This window comes from Micromonospora sp. WMMD961, assembly GCF_029626145.1.
In the GTDB taxonomy this organism is placed as follows: Bacteria; Actinomycetota; Actinomycetes; order Mycobacteriales; family Micromonosporaceae; genus Micromonospora.
Genome location: NZ_JARUBJ010000002.1, coordinates 4,448,099 through 4,465,595, shown reverse-complemented (window position 1 = coordinate 4,465,595; position 17,497 = coordinate 4,448,099). Strand labels below are relative to the sequence as shown.

General features: G+C 72.6%; 15 protein-coding genes. 11 read left to right on the top strand and 4 right to left on the bottom strand.

Features of this window, described 5'->3' with window-relative positions; translation table 11 throughout:
• Positions 1-148 precede the first annotated feature (148 nt).
• From O7614_RS20230 to O7614_RS20180, 11 genes are all read left to right on the top strand, one after another.
• Positions 149-1,798 carry an ABC-F family ATP-binding cassette domain-containing protein gene (locus O7614_RS20230; RefSeq protein WP_278140041.1) on the top strand — a complete coding sequence of 550 codons (1,650 nt, stop codon included), beginning with the start codon at positions 149-151 and terminating at the stop codon, positions 1,796-1,798.
• 179 nt (positions 1,799-1,977) lie between these two features.
• Positions 1,978-3,078: a LacI family DNA-binding transcriptional regulator gene (locus O7614_RS20225; protein WP_278140040.1), complete on the top strand. Its 1,101-nt coding sequence runs from the start codon at positions 1,978-1,980 to the stop codon at positions 3,076-3,078.
• The gene (locus tag O7614_RS20220; RefSeq protein WP_278140039.1) at positions 3,075-4,010 is read left to right on the top strand and encodes a sugar ABC transporter permease; all 936 of its coding nucleotides are present in this window, start codon (positions 3,075-3,077) and stop codon (positions 4,008-4,010) included. The genes O7614_RS20225 and O7614_RS20220 overlap by 4 nt, the downstream gene beginning before the upstream one ends.
• A gap of 1 nt (position 4,011) precedes the next feature.
• Positions 4,012-4,851: a carbohydrate ABC transporter permease gene (locus O7614_RS20215; RefSeq protein WP_278140038.1), complete on the top strand. Its 840-nt coding sequence runs from the start codon at positions 4,012-4,014 to the stop codon at positions 4,849-4,851.
• A gap of 38 nt (positions 4,852-4,889) precedes the next feature.
• Entirely contained in the window at positions 4,890-6,179 is a 1,290-nt protein-coding gene (locus O7614_RS20210) for a sugar ABC transporter substrate-binding protein (protein ID WP_278140037.1), read from the top strand.
• Positions 6,180-6,183: 4 nt separating this feature from the next.
• On the top strand, positions 6,184-7,332 hold the full coding sequence (locus O7614_RS20205) for an ADP-ribosylglycohydrolase family protein (protein WP_278140036.1): 1,149 nt from the start codon (positions 6,184-6,186) through the stop codon (positions 7,330-7,332).
• Positions 7,329-8,693, top strand: a complete 1,365-nt coding sequence (locus O7614_RS20200; protein ID WP_278140035.1) for an ADP-ribosylglycohydrolase family protein — start codon at positions 7,329-7,331, stop codon at positions 8,691-8,693. Before O7614_RS20205 ends, O7614_RS20200 begins: the two co-directional genes overlap by 4 nt.
• Complete coding sequence (locus O7614_RS20195) at positions 8,690-9,628, top strand: ribokinase (RefSeq protein WP_278140034.1); 939 nt, start codon at positions 8,690-8,692, stop codon at positions 9,626-9,628. The genes O7614_RS20200 and O7614_RS20195 overlap by 4 nt, the downstream gene beginning before the upstream one ends.
• Positions 9,625-11,583 carry an SUMF1/EgtB/PvdO family nonheme iron enzyme gene (locus O7614_RS20190; protein WP_278140033.1) on the top strand — a complete coding sequence of 653 codons (1,959 nt, stop codon included), beginning with the start codon at positions 9,625-9,627 and terminating at the stop codon, positions 11,581-11,583. Before O7614_RS20195 ends, O7614_RS20190 begins: the two co-directional genes overlap by 4 nt.
• Complete coding sequence (locus O7614_RS20185) at positions 11,580-12,767, top strand: CoA transferase (protein WP_278140032.1); 1,188 nt, start codon at positions 11,580-11,582, stop codon at positions 12,765-12,767. The genes O7614_RS20190 and O7614_RS20185 overlap by 4 nt, the downstream gene beginning before the upstream one ends.
• The gene (locus O7614_RS20180) at positions 12,767-13,588 is read left to right on the top strand and encodes a CoA ester lyase (RefSeq protein WP_278140031.1); all 822 of its coding nucleotides are present in this window, start codon (positions 12,767-12,769) and stop codon (positions 13,586-13,588) included. Before O7614_RS20185 ends, O7614_RS20180 begins: the two co-directional genes overlap by 1 nt.
• 3 nt (positions 13,589-13,591) lie before the next feature.
• On the opposite strand, the gene O7614_RS20175 is transcribed toward O7614_RS20180, so the two are convergent.
• The 4 genes from O7614_RS20175 to O7614_RS20160 all read right to left on the bottom strand — a co-directional run bounded on the left by O7614_RS20175 (position 13,592) and on the right by O7614_RS20160 (position 17,393).
• Positions 13,592-14,227, bottom strand: a complete 636-nt coding sequence (locus tag O7614_RS20175; RefSeq protein WP_278140030.1) for a DUF305 domain-containing protein — start codon at positions 14,225-14,227, stop codon at positions 13,592-13,594.
• Positions 14,228-14,299: 72 nt separating this feature from the next.
• Complete coding sequence (locus O7614_RS20170; RefSeq protein ID WP_278140029.1) at positions 14,300-15,244, bottom strand: DUF1996 domain-containing protein; 945 nt, start codon at positions 15,242-15,244, stop codon at positions 14,300-14,302.
• A 243-nt stretch (positions 15,245-15,487) separates the two neighbouring features.
• A complete protein-coding gene (locus O7614_RS20165; protein ID WP_278140028.1) occupies positions 15,488-16,147 on the bottom strand; it encodes a C39 family peptidase in 660 nt (219 codons plus the stop codon).
• Between the two features lie 484 nt (positions 16,148-16,631).
• A complete protein-coding gene (locus tag O7614_RS20160; RefSeq protein ID WP_278140027.1) occupies positions 16,632-17,393 on the bottom strand; it encodes an SDR family NAD(P)-dependent oxidoreductase in 762 nt (253 codons plus the stop codon).
• Positions 17,394-17,497: the final 104 nt, after the last annotated feature.

The following is a 17,497-nucleotide window of genomic DNA, read 5'->3' as shown; positions in this document are numbered from 1 at the left end:
AGGTGACGACGACATCTCCGGGTGAGCACCCGGACCGGCCGCCGACAGGCGTGTGATCACGCCGCCGTCGCCGCGGCCCTCGTCGTCATGCCCTGCTCCCGCCGGGTGCCCGTGCGCGGCCCCGGATCATCGTTCTCCGAGGTTCCCCATGTCTGTTCGACCTGCTCTGATCGCCCATGACCTCGTACGGGTCCACGGCGACCGTCGGGTGCTCGACGGCGTCTCGCTGACCGCCGCGCCCGGCCACCGGATCGGCCTGATCGGTGAGAACGGCACCGGCAAGACGACCCTGCTGCGGGTCCTGGCCGGCGTCGACGTACCCGATTCCGGCGGCGTCACGCGCCCACCGGACGTCGGCTTCCTGCACCAGGAGCTGCCCTTCCGTCCATCCACGACCATCGCCGCGGTCCTCGAGGACGCGCTGCACGAGGCCCGTGCCGACCTCGCCGAGCTGGACCGGATCGGCACCGCGCTCGCCGATTCGCCCCAGGGCACCGAGCAGCACGACCGGCTGCTGGCCGCGTACGGCGAGGTTCTGGAGCGGGCGCAGGACCGTGACGCCTGGGACGCCGACCGGCGCGCCCGGACGGTCCTCGACGGGCTCGGCCTCGGCGGCCTGCCCCACGACCGGACGCTGGGCGTCCTCTCCGGCGGTCAACGTGGCCGGCTCGCGCTCGCGGCGATGCTGATCCGCCGGCCGAGCGCGCTGCTGCTCGACGAGCCCACCAACCACCTCGACGACGCGGCGGCGGCGTTCTGCGAGGCACAACTCCGTGCCATGCCCGGGGTGGTCGTGGTGGCCAGTCACGACCGGGCCTTCCTGGACGCGGTCTGCACGGATCTCATCGACCTGGATCCGGCGGTCGACGGGCCGGTCCGCTTCGGCGGCGGCTACACCGCGTACCTGACGGCGAAGCGCGCCGAGGCGCAACGGTGGCGTCGGCGCTACGAGGACGAGCAGGCGCTCCTTGTCGACCTGCGCGAGGCCGCGGCCGTGACCGGGCATCAGGTCGCCCACGGCCGTGGCCCACGCGACAGCGAGAAGATGGGGTACGGGCACACCGCCGGGCGCGTCCAGAACCAGATCTCCCGTCGTGTCCGCGACGCCGCCCGCCGACTGGAGACGATCGAGCGCGACCCCGTACCCGTGCCGTCGGAGCCGTTGCGCTTCCACGCGCCCATGCTCGCCACCGGTGACGGCGGCGAGGTCATCGTCACGGCGGACCGGCTGGAGGTTCCCGGCCGACTGCGGGTGGCACACCTGGAGATCAAGGCCCGCGACCGGCTTCTGGTGACCGGCCCCAACGGCGCGGGCAAGTCCACTCTGCTCGCCGTGCTCGTCGGCCATCTGACCGGTGCCGGAGCGCTCTGGCGACGACCGGGTCTGCGGGTCGGCCTGCTCGCCCAGGACAGCGTCTTCGCGGATGCGCGGCGGACGGCCCGGCAGGTCTTCGACGCGGCCGTCGGCGCGGAGCGGGCCGAGGTCGTACCGCTGTCGTCCCTCGGACTGCTCGCCCCGGCGGACCTCGGCCGCCCGGTGGCCGATCTGTCGGTCGGGCAGCGCCGTCGGCTCGCTCTCGCGGTGCTCGTCGCCGACCCGCCGGAGCTGCTCCTGCTCGATGAGCCCACCAACCACCTCTCGCCGACCCTCTGCGACGAGTTGGAGGAGGCCCTGGGCGTCGGCCCAGGCGCCATTGTCGTCGCCAGCCACGACCGCAGACTCCGCTCCCGCTGGCCCGGCCGGGAGCTGGCCCTGCCTCCCAACCCGCCCCCGCCCACCTCGCCCTCGCCTCGGTGATCAAGAGGTTTGCGTCATCCCGTCCGGTGTGTCGGGACGCAAACCTCTTGATCACCGGTATCCGCGGGCAGGGCGGCGGGTGGGGTTGGAAACGTTTTCGTAACGGGGGGTTGACCTCTCCGGCATTCGCGGAGCAGACTCCCGGAAACGTTTACAGCTATCGGGTGGAGGTGCCGGACGTGGGTCGTAAACGTTTACAGGAACCGGCTGACGGCCGGCCCACGGTGCACACCGTCGCCGCCCGCGCCGGCGTGTCCATCGCGTCCGCCTCGCGGGTGCTCAACGGCGTCGGCGGCAGCCCCGAGACGGTCCGCAAGGTCCGCGAGGCGGCGGCCGAGGTGGGCTACGTGCCCAACGCGATCGCCCGTTCGCTGCAGTCGCAGCGCACCGGCCTGATCGCGCTCGCCGTCGAGGACATCGGCAACCCGGTGTACGTCGAGATGATGCGCGCCATCGAGGCCGTGGTCGCGTCGTCCGGGCGGCAACTGCTGGTGCACGCCACCGGCGGGCGGATCGACAACGAGACCGCCCTGCTGCGGCGGCTGGCCAACCGCTACGTGGACGGGATGATCGTCTCGCCGATCCGCGTCACCGACGACCACCTGACCGCGCTGGTGGACAGCCCGGTGCCGGTGGTGGTCGTCGGACAGCTCGGCGCGGACGCTCCGATCGACAACGTGCGTACCGACTCTCGGCAGGGCGTGGCGCTGGCCGTGGAGCATCTCGTCGCCACCGGCCGACGTCGCATCGGCTTCGTCAACGGTCCGCTCGACACCGTCCCGGGTGCCGCGCGCGACGCCGGATTCCGGGCCGCGGTGGCCCGACACGGCATCGCGCTCGACGAGGAGCTGGTCGAGGTCGGCGACTTCCAGTACGCGGCCGGCCGGGCGGCCACCGAACGCCTTCTCGCCCGCACCGACCCGGACGCCCTGGTCTGCGCCAACGACCTGATCGCGGTCGGTGCGCTGCACGCGCTGCTGGCTGCCGGTCGCCGCGTACCGCAGGACGTGGCCGTGGTCGGCATGGACGACACCGAACTGGCCCGGATGATGTTCCCCCAGCTCTCCAGCGTCTCGCTCGGTTCGGCCGAGCGAGGTCGCCGCGCCGCCGAACTGCTTTTGCAGCGCATGGCCGACGCGACCCTGCCGCCCCGTCGCGAGCAGGTGCCGCCGAGCCTCACCGTCCGGGCGTCCAGCGCCGCGACGCTGCCGGCACCACGCTCCGCCGCGCCGGGCGCCCCACCGACCACCCACCCGTCCAGCGAAGGGGTGACCGCATGACCACCCTGACCGAACGGCCGGACGTCGAGCGGGCCGAGCCGGCCCGCCGGCCGAACCGGTTCCGGTCCGATCGCACCACCATCTACCTGCTGCTCCTGCCGTCACTGCTGCCGATCCTGGTGCTGTCGGTGTTTCCACTGCTGCGCGGCATCTATCTCGGCTTCACCGACGCCCGGGCCGGGCGCAACGTCGAGGTCAGCTTCACCGGCCTCGCCAACTACCGCGAACTGCTCGGCGACGAGCTGTTCTGGAACTCGTTCAAGATCGGCCTGCTCTGGGCGGTCGGGGTGACAGTCCTGCAGTTCCTGCTCGCCCTCGGGTTGGCCCTGCTGCTCAACCAGCAGTTGCGGTTCCGCGGGGTGGCCAGGGTCCTGGCCGTCGTGCCGTGGGCGATGCCGCCGGTCGTGGTCGGCATCCTCTGGAAGCTCGTCTACCACCCCGACGCCGGCCTGATCAACGAGTTCTTCCACCGCGTCGGCGCCGACGGGCTGCGCACCAACTGGCTCGGCGACTTCAGCACCGCACTGCCCGCGGTGATCATCGTCGGGGTCTGGGCGGGCATGCCGCAGACCACCGTCGTCCTGCTCGCCGGTCTGCAGGGGGTGGGTCGTGAGCTGCACGAGGCGGCAGCTGTGGACGGGGCCAGCACCTGGCACCGGTTCCGGCACGTCACGCTGCCCGCCCTGGCACCGGTGATCGTGGCGATCACCTCGCTGGACTTCATCTGGAACTTCAACTCGTTCGGTCTGGTCTACGTGCTGACCGCCGGCGGGCCCGGCGGCAAGACGATGCTGCCGATGCTCTTCGCCTACGAGGAGGCGTTCCGCTACGGCAACTACGGCTACGCCGCCGCGCTCGGCAACGTGATGGTCGTCCTCATCATCGCGCTGCTGGCCGTCTATCTCCGTCGTCGGCTCAGGGAGGCGAACTGACATGTTCGGAAAACCGAGCCGCACCAGCCGGACGTTGCAGTACCTCGCCCTCGCCGGCTACCTGATCTTCCTCGGGTTCCCGCTGGTCTGGTTGCTCTCCACGGCGTTCAAGCCGCCACGTGAGCTGGTCCGGCTGCACCCGACGTTGATCCCGGACAACCCGACGGTGCAGAACTTCGTGCAGGCCTTCACCGAGCAGGAGCTGGGTCGGGCGGCGCTCAACAGCCTCCAGGTCTCGCTCGCCTCGGCGGTGCTGACCGTGCTGGTCGCCATGCCGGCGTCGTACGCGCTGGCCCGGTTCCGCTCCAAGCTCGGCACCGCCGCGCTGGGCTGGGTGCTGCTGTCCCAGCTCTTCCCGTTCGTACTGCTGATCATCCCGATCTTCCTGGTGCTGCGGCAGGTCGGCCTGGCCAACACGCACGCCGGACTGGTGCTGATCTACGTGGTCTGGGCGTTGCCGTTCGCGCTGTGGATGCTGCAGGGCTTCGTCCGCAACATTCCCCGGGAGCTGGAGGAGGCCGCGTCGGTCGACGGGGCGAGCCGGGTGCAGGTCCTGCGGCGGGTGGTCTTCCCGCTGCTCGCCCCGGGCCTGGTCGCGACCGCGCTGTTCTCCTTCATCTCCGCCTGGAACGAGTTCTTCTTCGCGCTCGTGCTGATCAAGACCCCGGAGTTGGCCACCCTGCCGGTGGCGTTGGCCCGGTTCGTCGGCATCGAGGGCACCGCCCGGCTGGGACCACTGGCCGCCGGTTCACTGCTCGCCACACTGCCCAGCCTGATCTTCTTCGCGTTCATGCAGCGCCGGCTCTCGTCCGGGTCGCTCGCGGGCGCGGTCAAGGGCTGAGGCGTCCCCCCAACCACCACCAAGGAGGTAACCCCCCCATGCTCGGTACCCGATTCCGTCGGCTCGCCGCGGCCGCCGCGGTCGCGGTCGTCGGCCTCGGCGCGCTCACCGCGTGCGGTGACGGCGGCGACGAGGCCACGTCCGGCCCGGTCAAGCTGCGCTTCCTCAGCCTCGCCTGGCAGAAGGAGTCGCTGCAGGTCAACAAGGACCTGGTCGCCAAGTGGAACGCCGACCACCCGGACATCCAGGTCGAGTACGTCCAGGGTGACTGGAACTCGGTGCACGACCAGCTCCTCACGTCGTTCGAGGGGGGCGACGCGCCGGACATCGTGCACTACGAGGCGTCCTCGATCGGTGAGTTCAGCAAGCAGGGCTACCTGGCCGATCTGTCCGACCTGGTCTCCGACGACCTGAAGGGGCAGATCGACAAGGGCATCTGGGACACCGCCACCGTCGACGGCAAGGTCACCGGCGTGCCGTTCCTGCTGGAGTCGCAGGTCGTCATCGCCAACAAGAAGCTGCTCGACGCCGCGGGTGTCGCGGTGCCGCCGGCCGACGCCGGCTGGACCTGGGACGAGTTCCAGACCAACGCGCAGAAGCTCACCAAGCCCGGCCAGTACGGCGCGGCGTGGGCGCTGAAGTCGCCGACCAACCGGGTGCTCAACCTGGCGCTCAACTACGACGGCATGTTCTTCTACGGCGACGGCCGGAGCGCCGAGGTCAAGGTCGGTGACGCGGAGAAGGAGATCCCGAAGCGGATCCACGACATGATCTACACCGCCAAGTCGGCCTCCCCGGAGGCGCTCGGCATGAGCGGCGCGGACACCCTGCCCGGGTTCTTCGGCGGCAAGTACGCGATGCTGCCCGGCTCGGTGTCGCTGCGTCAGCAGATGGTCGAGCAGGCGCCGGCCGGCTTCGAGTGGGTCACGCTGCCGCCGCTGAAGGGGCTCTCCGCCAAGCAGGCCGCCAACCCGCAGACGCTGTCCGTCGCCGCGGACAGCAAGCACAAGAAGCAGGCCGCGCAGTTCCTCGAGTACTTCCTGAACCCGACCAACATGGCCGCGCTGGCCAAGGGTGACTGGCTGGTGCCGACCGGCAAGCAGGCCAACGAGGAACTGGTCAAGCTCACCGCCGGCAAGCAGGGCTGGGACGTCGCGGCGGCCAGCGCCAAGGACCTCACCGTCGCCCCGTTCCAGCAGGCCGACGGCTACCCGGAGTGGAAGACCAAGTACGCCACCCCGGCCCTCCAGCAGTACTTCGCCAACAAGATCACCATCGATCAGCTCGGTACGCAGTTGGTCGACGGTGGCAAGCAGGTCTCGAGGTAACGACATGTCACTCTTGCTCGACACATCGGTCGGTTGTCTGGTCGGCGCCGCGGTCGGAGACGCCCTGGGTGGCGCCACCGAGACGGCGTTGCCCGAGCAGATCCGCGCGCGCTTCGGCGGCTGGGTCGAGGGCATCGTGCCCCCGTACCACGCCGACTGGGCCACCGCGCGACCGCTCGCGCCGTACCACAAGGGCGACGGGCACCTCACCGACGACACGTTGATGACCCACGCCCTGGTCCGCGCGTACGCGGCCAAACGGGACCACCTCGACGCGTACGACGTGGTGGACCTGTTGGTTCCCGACCTGATCGAGCGGGTGGTGTACATCCCCGACCTGGAGCGCGACGGGGTGACCTTCCACCGGCTCGCCGCCGCCGAGCGGTGGCTGGTCACCCGGCTGCACCACGCCCACGCGGATCCGCGTGAGGCCGGGGTGGGCAACATCGTGAACTGCGGTGCGGCCATGTACATGGCCCCGGTCGGCATCGTCAACGCGGGCGACCCGGCCGGGGCGTACGCCGAGGCGGTGGAGATCGCCGGCGCGCACCAGCACAGCTACGGGCGGGAGGCCGCCGCCGTGTTCGCGGCCTCGGTCGCGGCGGCGGCGACTCCCGGCGCGGGCGTCGAGGACGTCGTCGCCGCAGCCCTCGACCTGGCCCGCGACGGCACCCGCGCGGCCATCGACGCGGTGGTCAAGGAGGCCCGCGGCCACCACGACTGGAAACAGGCCATCCCGGCGCTGCGTGCGGCGGTCGCCCCCTACGACACGGTGGGGGAGGAGTACCGCAGTCCCGGGCTGGGCGCGCGGCGGCCCAGTCGCCTGCACGCCATCGAGGAGCTGCCGGTGGCCCTCGGCATGCTGGTGGTGGCCGGCGGTGATTTCCGGGCCGCGGTGCTCGGGTCGGTCAACTACGGCCGCGACGCCGACTCCACCGCCACCATGGCCGCCGCCATCGCCGGGGCGCTCGGCGGCGCGGACGCGGTGCCGGCGGAGTGGTCCGAGGTGGTCGCCACCGCGTCGAAGACCGACCTGGTGGAGCCGGCCCGGGTCCTCGCGGCGGTGGCCGGCGAGGTCTTCGAGCGCGACCAGGCCCGGTTCGCCCGGCGGGCCGACCGCTTCGCCACGCTGGCGCGGGAGTCGGCCCGGTGAGGATCACCTGGGTGCAGCCGGAGGACCTGCTGCCGCACGAGCTGGCGGCCAGCCGGGACGAGGGACGCGACGTCGCCGCGCTCGCCGCGCGCTGGACGGCGGCCGGCGGGGACCTGACCCCGCCGGTCAGCGGGGCGTCGCCGACTCCGGCGGCACCGGGGCTGCGGGCGCTCGCTGTGGAGTTGTTGGACGCCGCCGACGCGCTGCCGACCGGCAACGCCGCGGACGAGCCGGACGACCTGGGCACCCTGCGCTCCGGCTGGCCGGCTGGCTGGTCGCTGCCGACCGAGGTGAGCTACGACCGGCTGCACGGTGCCTGGCTCGGCCGGGCGACCGGCTGCCTGCTCGGCAAGCCGGTGGAGAAGATTCCCCGCGAGGGCATCCGGGAGATCCTCACCGCGACCGGCCGGTGGCCGCTGCGCGACTGGTTCACCGCGGAAGGGCTCCCGGCCGAGGTCGCCGCGCGCTGGCCGTGGAACCGGCGCAGCGCGCCGACCAGCCTCGCCGAGAACATCGACGGCATGCCCGAGGACGACGACCTGAACTACGCGCTGCTGGCCCTGCGGGTGCTGGAGACCCACGGTCGGGGCTTCACCAGCGCCGACGTGGCGCAGGCGTGGTTGGACTGGCTGCCCGGCGGGCGGGTCTTCACCGCCGAGCGGGTGGCCTACCGCAACCTGCTCCTCGGATACGCGCCGCCGCAGAGCGCCCGCCGGCACAACCCGTTCCGGGAGTGGATCGGCGCGCAGATCCGCACCGACGTGTACGGCTGGGTCAACCCCGGCCGTCCGGACCGCGCCGCCGAGCTGGCGGTGCGCGACGCGGCCGTCAGTCACGTCCGGGGCGGGGTACACGGTGCGATCTGGGCCGCCGCCCTGGCTGCGGCCGCTCCGGTGGCGGACACAGTGGACGAGGTGCTGGACGCCGGCGAGGCGGTCCTGCCGCCGCGCAGCCGGTTCGCGGCCACGGTCCGCGAGGCCCGCGCCCTCGGCGCGGGGACCGACGACTGGGAGGCGGTGGTCGACGAGCTGTACGCCCGACACGGCCACCTGCACTGGGTGCACGTGCGCAACAACGCCGCGCTGGTGGCCGCCGCGCTCGCGTACGGCCGGGGTGAGCTGGAGCGGTCGATCACCGCGGTGGTCAGCGGAGGCTGGGACACCGACTCGACCGGCGCGACGGTCGGCGCGGTGACCGGCGCGCTCACCGGCGCGTCCGGGCTGCCGGCCCGCTGGGTCGCGCCGCTGCGCAACCGGCTGGCCAGCAGCATCGGCGGCTTCGACGGGATCGGCTTCGACGAGCTGGCCGAGCGGACCCTCACGCTGGCGAAGCGGTGCGGGACGGAAGGGAACGTGGCATGAGCGCACACGTGGCGGTGGTGGGCAGCAGCAACCTCGACCTGGTGGTCACGGCGTCGCGGCTGCCCCGCCCCGGCGAGACGGTGCTCGGCGAGAACTTCCGGACCGTGCCCGGCGGTAAGGGCGCCAACCAGGCGGTCGCCGCGGCACGGGCCGGTGCGGCCTGCGACTTCGTGGGCGCGGTCGGCGACGACGAGTTCGGTACGCAGATGCGGACGAGCCTCGTCGGCGCGGGCGTGGACGTTCGTGGTCTGCGGACCGTCGCCGGTCCCTCCGGCGTCGCGCTGATCGGCGTGGACCGGGAGGCGGAGAACTTCATCGTGGTCGCGCCCGGTGCCAACGGCACGTTGACCGAGCTGGACGCCGACGACCGGGCCACGATCGCGGCGGCGGACGTGCTGCTGCTCCAACTGGAGGTGCCGCTGACCGCCGTGATCCAGGCGGCCGACTGGGGCCGGGCCGACGGCACCACAGTGGTGCTGAACGCCGCTCCGGCGGCGGCGCTGCCCACCGAACTGCTCGACCTCGTCGACGTGCTGGTGGTCAACGAACACGAGGCCGCCGTCGTGGCCGGGATCTCCTCCGACGACCCGCCGGTGCTGCTCGACGCGCTGCTGGAGCTGGTGCCCCGGGTGGTGCTCACCCTCGGCGCACGCGGCGCCGCGTACGCCGACCGGCGTGGTCTGCGCCTCGCGGTGCCCGCGCCGCGGATCGACGCGGTCGACACCACCGCCTCCGGGGACGCGTTCACCGGCGCGCTCGCCGTGGGCTGGGCCGAGCGGGGCGGCGCCGTCAGCGAGGACACCGTCACGGCGAGCCTTCGCTGGGCGTGTGCCGCCGGCGCGGCCTGCGCCCAGCGGCCCGGGGCGTCCACCGCCCTGCCCGACCGGCCGGCCATCGACGCCCTCTACGACGCGACCTACCGAGGTGCACAGTGAGTTTCAACCCGTACGTCCCGCGCCCGATCGACCGGCCCACCCAGGTGCCGTTGGGCGGGCACGCCGACCTGAGCACCCTGGACGAGGCGAAGATCTTCGCCGCGCCGGACGACCCGGCGGACTGGCCGGCCTGGCGGGAGCAGCTCGCCCGCTGGCGGGCCGACGCCCGGGACCGGATCGGCTACGTCGGCGCGCACTACGACGAGATCGCCGGCGACTGCTTCAGCGTCTGCCTGGCCTGGCTCTGGGACGAGGCGCTCTACGACCACGAGCGCGGCGTCTTCACCGTCGACGCGTTCCTCGACGCGGCCGGGCGGGACTTCGGCGGCTTCGACGGGGTGGTGCTGTGGCACGCGTACCCGGTGATCGGCCTGGACGACCGCAACCAGTTCGACTGGTACCGGGACGTGCCGGAGCTGCCCGCCGTGGTGCGCGCGTTCCAGGAACGCGGGGTGCGGGTCTTCGTCGACTACAACCCGTGGGACACCGGCACCCGGCGTGAGGCGGGCACCGACGCCGAGGAGGTCGCCGCGCTGGCCGGCAAGCTCGGCGTCGACGGCGTCTTCCTGGACACCCTCAAGGAGGGCGCCGGGGAGCTGCGCGCCGCGCTGGACGCGGTCCGCCCCGGGATGGTCCTGGAGGGTGAGAGTCGGGTTCCGTTGGCCCGCATCGCCGACCACGCCATGTCCTGGGCGCAGTGGTTCGCCGACTCCGAGGTGCCCGGCGTGCTGCGGGCCAAGTGGTTCGAACGGCGGCACGTGCTGCACCACACCCGGCGCTGGCACCGCGACCACCTCGACGAGCTGCACTCCGCCTGGCTCAACGGCGTCGGCGTACTGGTCTGGGAGAGCGTCTTCGGCGTCTGGGTCGGCTGGAACGAGCGGGACCGGGCGGTGCTGCGGGCGATGCGCCGGGTGCAGAACAGCCACGCCGCGTGGTTGCGCGCCGAGGACTGGGTGCCGCTCGCCGACCACCCCGGCCAGGGCCAGGTGTACGCGTCCCGCTGGACGCACGACGACCAGCCCCTGTGGACGGTGGTGAACCGGGGCGCGGACCACGACGGCCCGTGGCTGGTCACCGACCCGGGTGCCGGGCGACGCTTCGTCGACCTGGTCACCGGTGTCGAGCTGACCGTCACCGAGACCGCCGACGGTCGGTTGGCGGTGGGCGGTCCGCTCCCGGCCGGCGCGATCGCGGCCGTCGCGCCCGGTGCCGCCGCCGCGTACCGGCACGAGCCGCCGACCGGCGACCCGGCCTTCCCGGCCCGCGAGGCGGTCCGCGTCCGTACGCCGTGGGCGCCCCGCTCGCAGGTGCCGCCGGGCATGGTCGCCGTGGACGGCGGCCGACGGGACCTCGTCGTCCGGCACCGGGTGCGGGAGACCGGGCTGTACGGCGAGGCGCCCTACGTCGACGAGTGGAAGCCGTTGCCGCCCCGGCTGCACCACCCCGGCACGATGCGGCGCAGCGTGAAGCTCGGCCGGTTCGCCATCGCCGTCCGCGAGGTCACCCACGCCGAGTACGCCGAGTTCCTGCGCGCCAGCGGCTACCGCCCGGTGCGTCCCGAGCGGTTCACGGCGGGGCGCGGACCGGCCGACGCCGCGGTGACCGGGGTCGAGCTGTCCGACGCGCGCGCGTACGCCGAGTGGGCCGGGCTGCGCCTGCCCACCGAGGACGAGTGGCAGGTCGCCGCCGAGGCGGGGCTGCTGGTGCGACGTGAGCCGTTGGTGTGGAACCTGACCGACAGCGAGCACTCCGACGGCCGTACCCGGTTTGCCATCCTCAAGGGCGGTGCCGCCTACCGGGCGGAGGGTTCCGACTGGTATCTCGACGGCGGCCCCCAACCGGCGGACGTCTCGGTGAAGGTGCTGCTCACCGGTGCCGGTCTCACCCGCTCCGACCAGGTCGGATTCCGGTGCGCGGCCGACCTGCCGGAGGCGACGGAGGTGACCCGGTGACCGCGCCGCTGGACGGGGTCAAGGTCGTCGACCTGGCCACCCTCTTCGCCGGGCCACTCGCGGCCGCGTTCCTCGGTGACTTCGGCGCCGACGTGATCAAGGTGGAGCATCCGGTCAAGCCGGACCCGTCCCGGGGGCACGGCCCGGCCCGGGACGGCGTGGGGCTCTGGTGGAAGGTCCTCGGCCGCAACAAGCGCACCGTCACCCTCAACCTGTCCGATCCGGACGGTGCGGCGTTGCTGCGCCGGCTGCTCGCCGACGCCGACGTGCTGGTGGAGAACTTCCGCCCCGGCACCCTGGAACGGTGGGGGCTCGGCCCGGCCGAGCTGCACGCCGTCAACCCACGGCTGGTGATCGCCCGGATCAGCGGGTTCGGGCAGGTCGGCCCGTACTCGCGCCGGCCGGGGTTCGGCACGCTCGCCGAGGCGATGAGCGGATTCGCGGCCGCCACCGGGGAACCGGACGGCCCACCCACCCTGCCGCCGTTCGGGCTGGCCGACTCGGTGACTGCGCTGGCCGCCGCGTACGCGGTGATGCTGGCCCTGCGGGCCCGGGACGTCAACGGAACCGGGCAGGTGGTGGACCTCGCCATCATCGAGCCGATCATGGCGATGCTCGGGCCGCAGATCACCTGGTACGACCAGCTCGGCTACGTCCAGCCCCGGCTGGGCAACCGGTCCAACAACAACGCCCCGCGCAACACCTACCGGTGCGCGGACGGGCGCTGGGTGGCGGTCTCCACCAGCGCGCAGAGCATCGCCGAACGGGTGCTGCGGCTGGTGGGCAGACCGGAGCTGGTCGACGAGCCGTGGTTCGCCACCGGCAGCGGCCGGGCCGCGCACGCCGACGAGTTGGACGCCGCGGTGGGCACCTGGGTCGCCGAGCGGGACCGCGACGAGGTGGTGGCCGCGTTCGAGGAGGCACAGGCGGCGGTCGCGCCGGTCTACGACGTACGGGACATCCTCGCCGACCCGCAGTACGCGGCACTCGGCACCGTGCGCACAGTGCCGGACGAGGAGTTGGGCGAGGTACGGATGCAGAACGTGCCGTTCCGGCTCACCGAGACGCCGGGCGAGATCCGGCACGCCGGACGGCGGCACGGTCAGGACACCGACGCGGTGTTCGGGGCGCTCGGCCTGACCGACGAGGAGTTGGCCGCGCTACGCGAACGGGGCGTGCTCTGATGCTGCTGAGCTGGCTCTACGTGCCCGGTGACCGCCCGGACCGGTTCGCCAAGGCGGTCGCCTCGGGCGCCGACGCGGTCATCCTCGACCTGGAGGACGCAGTGGTCGCCGGGCGCAAGGCGTACGCCCGTGACGCGGTCGCCGAGTTCCTCGCCGAGACGCACCCGGTGCCGGTGCAGGTCCGGGTCAACGAGCTGACCGGCCCGGACGTCGACGCCGACCTGACGGCGGTGGCCGGCCGGCCCGGGTTGAGCGGGCTACGGCTGCCGAAGGTCGAGTCGGCCGCGACGGTGGCGGCTCTCGCCGAGCGGGTCGACGTACCGCTGCACCCGCTGATCGAGTCGGCCGTCGGGCTGGAGGCCGCGTACCCCATCGCCGCGGCCCACCCCGCGGTGGCCTCGATCGGCCTCGGTGAGGCCGACCTGCGCTCCGACCTCGGGGTGAGTGACGACGACGGCCTGCTCTGGGCGCGCGGCCGGGTGGTGGTCGCGGCCCGCGCGGCCGGACTGACCCCACCGGCGATGTCGGTGTACGCCGACGTCGTGGACCTCGCCGGCCTGGCCGCCTCGTGCGCGGTCGGTCGGCGGCTCGGGTTCCTCGGCCGCACGGCGATCCACCCGCGCCAACTCCCGGTGATCGTCGAGGCGTTCCGTCCGGCCGAGCAGGAGGTGACCCGCGCGGCAGAGCTGCTGGCCGCCGTGGCGGACGCGGAGCTGCGGGACTCGGGGACCGTGGTCCTGCCCGACGGCCGGTTCGCCGACCGGGCGATGGTGGCCGCCGCTCGGCGCGTCGTGGACCTGGCGGCGCGCTACGCCACCTGAGTGTCACCGAGCGGCCGCGGTCGTCGGTGGTGCGGTCGACGTCGGCCGGTCGAGTCGGTCGAGCCGCGTGAGGTGGGCGTCACCATCCCGGACCACCGCCCCGGCCATCGCCGTGGTCGCCGGGTGGGATCCGGCGCGTTGCTCCGCGACGGCGACCCGGGTCGCCTGTGCCAGGTGCGCGCGTAGGTGTCCGGCGAGCAGTCGGTGGAACGGCGACCCGGTGGCCGCCCGCAGCACGGTCACCTCCTCGGCGGTGACCATGCCCGGCATGTCGTGACCCTCGTGCGGGTTCGTGGCCGGAGCACCGGAGTCGGCCAACAGCCGGCGGGCCCGCTCCAGGTCGGCGCGCTCGGTGGCCTCGACCTGCGCGGCCAGACGTCGCCAGGCCGGGTCCGTGGTCCGCGCCGGCACGAGTTCGAGTACGGGCAGCAGACGCTCGGCCATCGCCACCGTCAACTGCAGCCAGGCGACATCGGTGGGGCTGAATGGCCCCGCCGTGCTCGCCGGTGCCGGCGCGACCGTCGCCGGTGGCTCGCTCGGGGGTGGTGCGGTGGTGCCGGTCGGGTCGGGTGGCCCGGCGCCGCAGCCGGCGACGAGCAGCACGGCGACGAGCAGGGTGGACGGCGTGGACCGACGCATCCGATCTCCCTTCCCGACCAGGGCGGCGGGCCCGGGGTGACCGGGCCCGCCGCCGTGGTGCGGACCTGTCGCTCAGATCGGTCGGCCGTCGTGACCGCACTTGATGACGGGACGGATGCAGTCCTGGACCCGGCGGGCCATCTCGGCCACCGGCCAGGCGTTGAAGAAGTCGCCGTGCATGGTGTAGCCCGGCCCGGAGGCCAGCCGGAACCGTGACGGGTCGCCGGTGACCGGGTACCGCAGTACCTGCCGCAACTTCGGCACGTGCACCGGGTGGGTGCTCGGGCAGGCCTGGTTCACCGGGTACGCCAGGTGGCTCTTGTGGTCCGGCGAGTCCAGGTCCCGGCCGTTCCAGCACTGCGGGAAGTCCAGGTACGACTCCAGCATCGTGCCGGACGGGCAGTTGACGAAGTCCTTCGACGGCGGCACGTGCCCGGCGTGCAGGCACGACCAACGGGCGATGCTGTCGTTCGGCCCGGTGGCCTTCGCGTTGCCCGCGACCAGGCGCAGCCCCAGCGGGAACGGCTGGGTGTTCGCGACGACGTCGGAGCGTACGCCCTCGCCCAGGTAGTAGAAGGTGGCGATCGCCGGCTCCACCGGCACGTTGTCCCGGTACAGGGTCGGCACCCAGTACGACGAGACGTCCACTCGCGGGTTGCAGGTGGTGGGCGAGGTGACCAGGTCCGGCAGGGTGGTGTTGGCGTTGGTCACCGTGCTGCCGAAGAAGCTGTGCATGTGCGACGCCCCGGGCAGCCCGGGGAAGACGATCGGGTCGTCCGGCAGCCGGTGGCTGTAGGTGCAGTCGGCGGGGAACTCGGCGACCCGGATGACGTTGACTCCGTAGTCGGCGCCGGCTTGGCCGGGGGCGGCGTCGGCCCGGTCGGCTCTGGTCGGGGCGGCGTCGGCCCGGTTGGTGGCGGACACCAGGTACGTGCCGAGTAGCACCAGCAGAGCACCGATCGCCGTGACGATGCGCAGTCGGCGGTGGGCGTCGGAGAGGGGTGCGGCCCTGTCCATCTCGTGACTCCTGTCGGGGGGACGGGTCAGGACAGCTCCGGCGCCGCCGCCGAAGGCATCGGAGTTGTGCCTGGCCAGACTGGGTGGTGGCCGGTTGGGCCAGTGCGAGAGAGCGCTCTCACTGCCCCCAGCCTCACCCTGAAGTCGACAATTGTCAATACGTGCCGCAGATGGTGGAAAGACGACGAAGGGCCGGACCCCGTGCTGGGGTCCGGCCCTTTCGGTGTGTTGCTGGTGTGTGGGTCAGCTGGTGGCGTAGCCGCGGGTGGCGATCCAGTCCGCGAGGTGCTCGACGCTGATCCAGTAGGAGGCGGTGTTCGGGTCGGCGGAGTCGGCGATCTTCACCGTGTCGCCGTTGTCGCGGTAGCCGACGACGCTGATGTAGTGCCCGCCCTCGTAGGAGTGGGTGCTGCCGTCGGTGTCGGTGCTGGTGCCGGCGATGTTGGCGACCACGGCCCGGCCGTCGTCGACGGTGCGGACGATGTCGGCGCGCAGGCTGTCGGTCTGCTTGGCGTCGGCGTCGGGGCTGCTGATCTCCACCGAGTGGTAGGCGTCGGCCTTACCGGTTTCCTTGTTCAGGACGGGGGTGATGTCGTTGATGCTGTTGGTGCCGGCCTCGGTGGTGCCCATCTCCTTGGCCATGTCGTCGACGTTGATGTTCTTGCCCTGGACGGACAGGGCGTTGCGGGTGGCGGCGGGGCCGCAGTAGTAGAAGTTCGGCTGCGCTTCGTAGCGCACGCCGAGCTCCCGCTCACCGTGACCCTTGCGGTCGGTCTGGGTCTGGGTGGTGGGCTTGGCGTCGGAGGCGGCGTAGGCGGTGGTGACGGGGCCGGCGATGGCGCCTCCGGTGAAGGCGAGGCCGGCGGCGGTCAGGGCGGTCTTACGGATCAGATCGGTACGCATGATGGCGTGCTCCTCTGCATCGGGGGTGTCCGCACGGCACTCAACGGGGGGTGCGTGGCCGTGCGGGGAAGTTCGCGGCAACGCTGGCGATCCGGGGGGACCTGCTCGGGGCGTTGCGGGGGATGTAACCGGGGCGGCGGCCGGGGTGTTCCCGGGCCCCGGTGAATCCCTGCGGTGTCCGCGCCCCACGACTCGACGGTCACGGTGGCGTGCCAGGTATAACGACCTGGCCCGGGCGGCGATTCCACCGTCGGGGTGACGCCGGCCACCCGACACCCCCCCTCAAACCGGACACACCCACGCGCCCGGCGACCCCGACACGACGGACGAACGGCGTGAACGACTCGGGTGTGCGGAAACCGCGCAGCCCAGGTGGCGCGGATACCGCGACTTCGGGAAACCCGAGTGGATCACGCCGGCCTGCGCCGTCCGCGCCACCCCGACCCGGCCGGACCACAGGCGTCCTGACCGGCCGGGTCCACGGTCAGCCTTGGCGACCCGGGAGCATCGCCAGGGCCTTCGCGCGCTGCGCGACAAGGTTGCTGTAGGTGCCGTCACGCTCCGCCCAACGGTGCATGAGAACGCCCTTCACGAGGATTTCCGGCGGCGTGGGATTCGCGGAGAGCAGGTGCATGACCTCGGCGGCGAAGTCGTCGAGTGGCAGTGCGTGCGGGTTGACCTTCTCCTGGCCCGCCGTGGCGACGGCCGGAGGAACGAGCTCGACGACGTCGACCCCGGTGCCGTCGAGCTGCGCCCGCAGCGCCTCGGAGTAGGCGTGCACCGCGGCCTTCGAGGCGGCGTAGCTGGGCATGGGCGGGAACGGCAGGAAGGCGATGCCGGAGGTGACGGTGATGACGGTGCCGGCGCCCCGACCGACCAGGTGCGGGGTGAAGGCGTCGATGACCCGGATGGTGCCGACCAGGTTGGTGTCGATCGTCGCCTCTGCCGCCTGGAAGTGCGCAGGGTCGCGAAGGTCCTCCAGGAGCATGACACCCGACATCGTCACCACCGTGTCCAGCTCGGGGTAACGGGCCAGCACGGCGTCCCGAGCGGAGGCGACAGAGGCGCCATCCGTGACGTCGATGCTGAACGTGCCGAAACCTTCCCCGGCGAGCTCCGAGAGGGCTTCGGGGCTGCGACCGCCAACGGCCACGGTGCTGCCGGCTGCCGCGAACCGCCGGGCCAGCTCCCGCCCGATACCCGAGGTTCCGCCGACGATGAGAACTGTGCGGTTGGAGAGATCCACGAGATCTTCCCTTCGATCCAGAGGGCGCCGACGCGTGAACCGCGGCGCGAACAGTGAAGCTCGCTGTCCTTCTCAGAACAGGGCAACCCCAGTCTTGACGGAGG

Bases quoted from the DNA above. Each gene is read 5' to 3' on its own strand.
- O7614_RS20180 (WP_278140031.1), top strand. From the start codon at position 12,767: ATGCTGCTGAGCTGGCTCTACGTGCCCGGTGACCGCCCGGACCGGTTC.
- O7614_RS20195 (WP_278140034.1), top strand. From the start codon at position 8,690: ATGAGCGCACACGTGGCGGTGGTGGGCAGCAGCAACCTCGACCTGGTG.
- O7614_RS20175 (WP_278140030.1), bottom strand. From the start codon at position 14,227: ATGCGTCGGTCCACGCCGTCCACCCTGCTCGTCGCCGTGCTGCTCGTC.
- O7614_RS20215 (WP_278140038.1), top strand. From the start codon at position 4,012: ATGTTCGGAAAACCGAGCCGCACCAGCCGGACGTTGCAGTACCTCGCC.
- O7614_RS20170 (WP_278140029.1), bottom strand. From the start codon at position 15,244: ATGGACAGGGCCGCACCCCTCTCCGACGCCCACCGCCGACTGCGCATC.
- O7614_RS20210 (WP_278140037.1), top strand. From the start codon at position 4,890: ATGCTCGGTACCCGATTCCGTCGGCTCGCCGCGGCCGCCGCGGTCGCG.
- O7614_RS20220 (WP_278140039.1), top strand. From the start codon at position 3,075: ATGACCACCCTGACCGAACGGCCGGACGTCGAGCGGGCCGAGCCGGCC.
- O7614_RS20165 (WP_278140028.1), bottom strand. From the start codon at position 16,147: ATGCGTACCGATCTGATCCGTAAGACCGCCCTGACCGCCGCCGGCCTC.
- O7614_RS20205 (WP_278140036.1), top strand. From the start codon at position 6,184: ATGTCACTCTTGCTCGACACATCGGTCGGTTGTCTGGTCGGCGCCGCG.
- O7614_RS20230 (WP_278140041.1), top strand. From the start codon at position 149: ATGTCTGTTCGACCTGCTCTGATCGCCCATGACCTCGTACGGGTCCAC.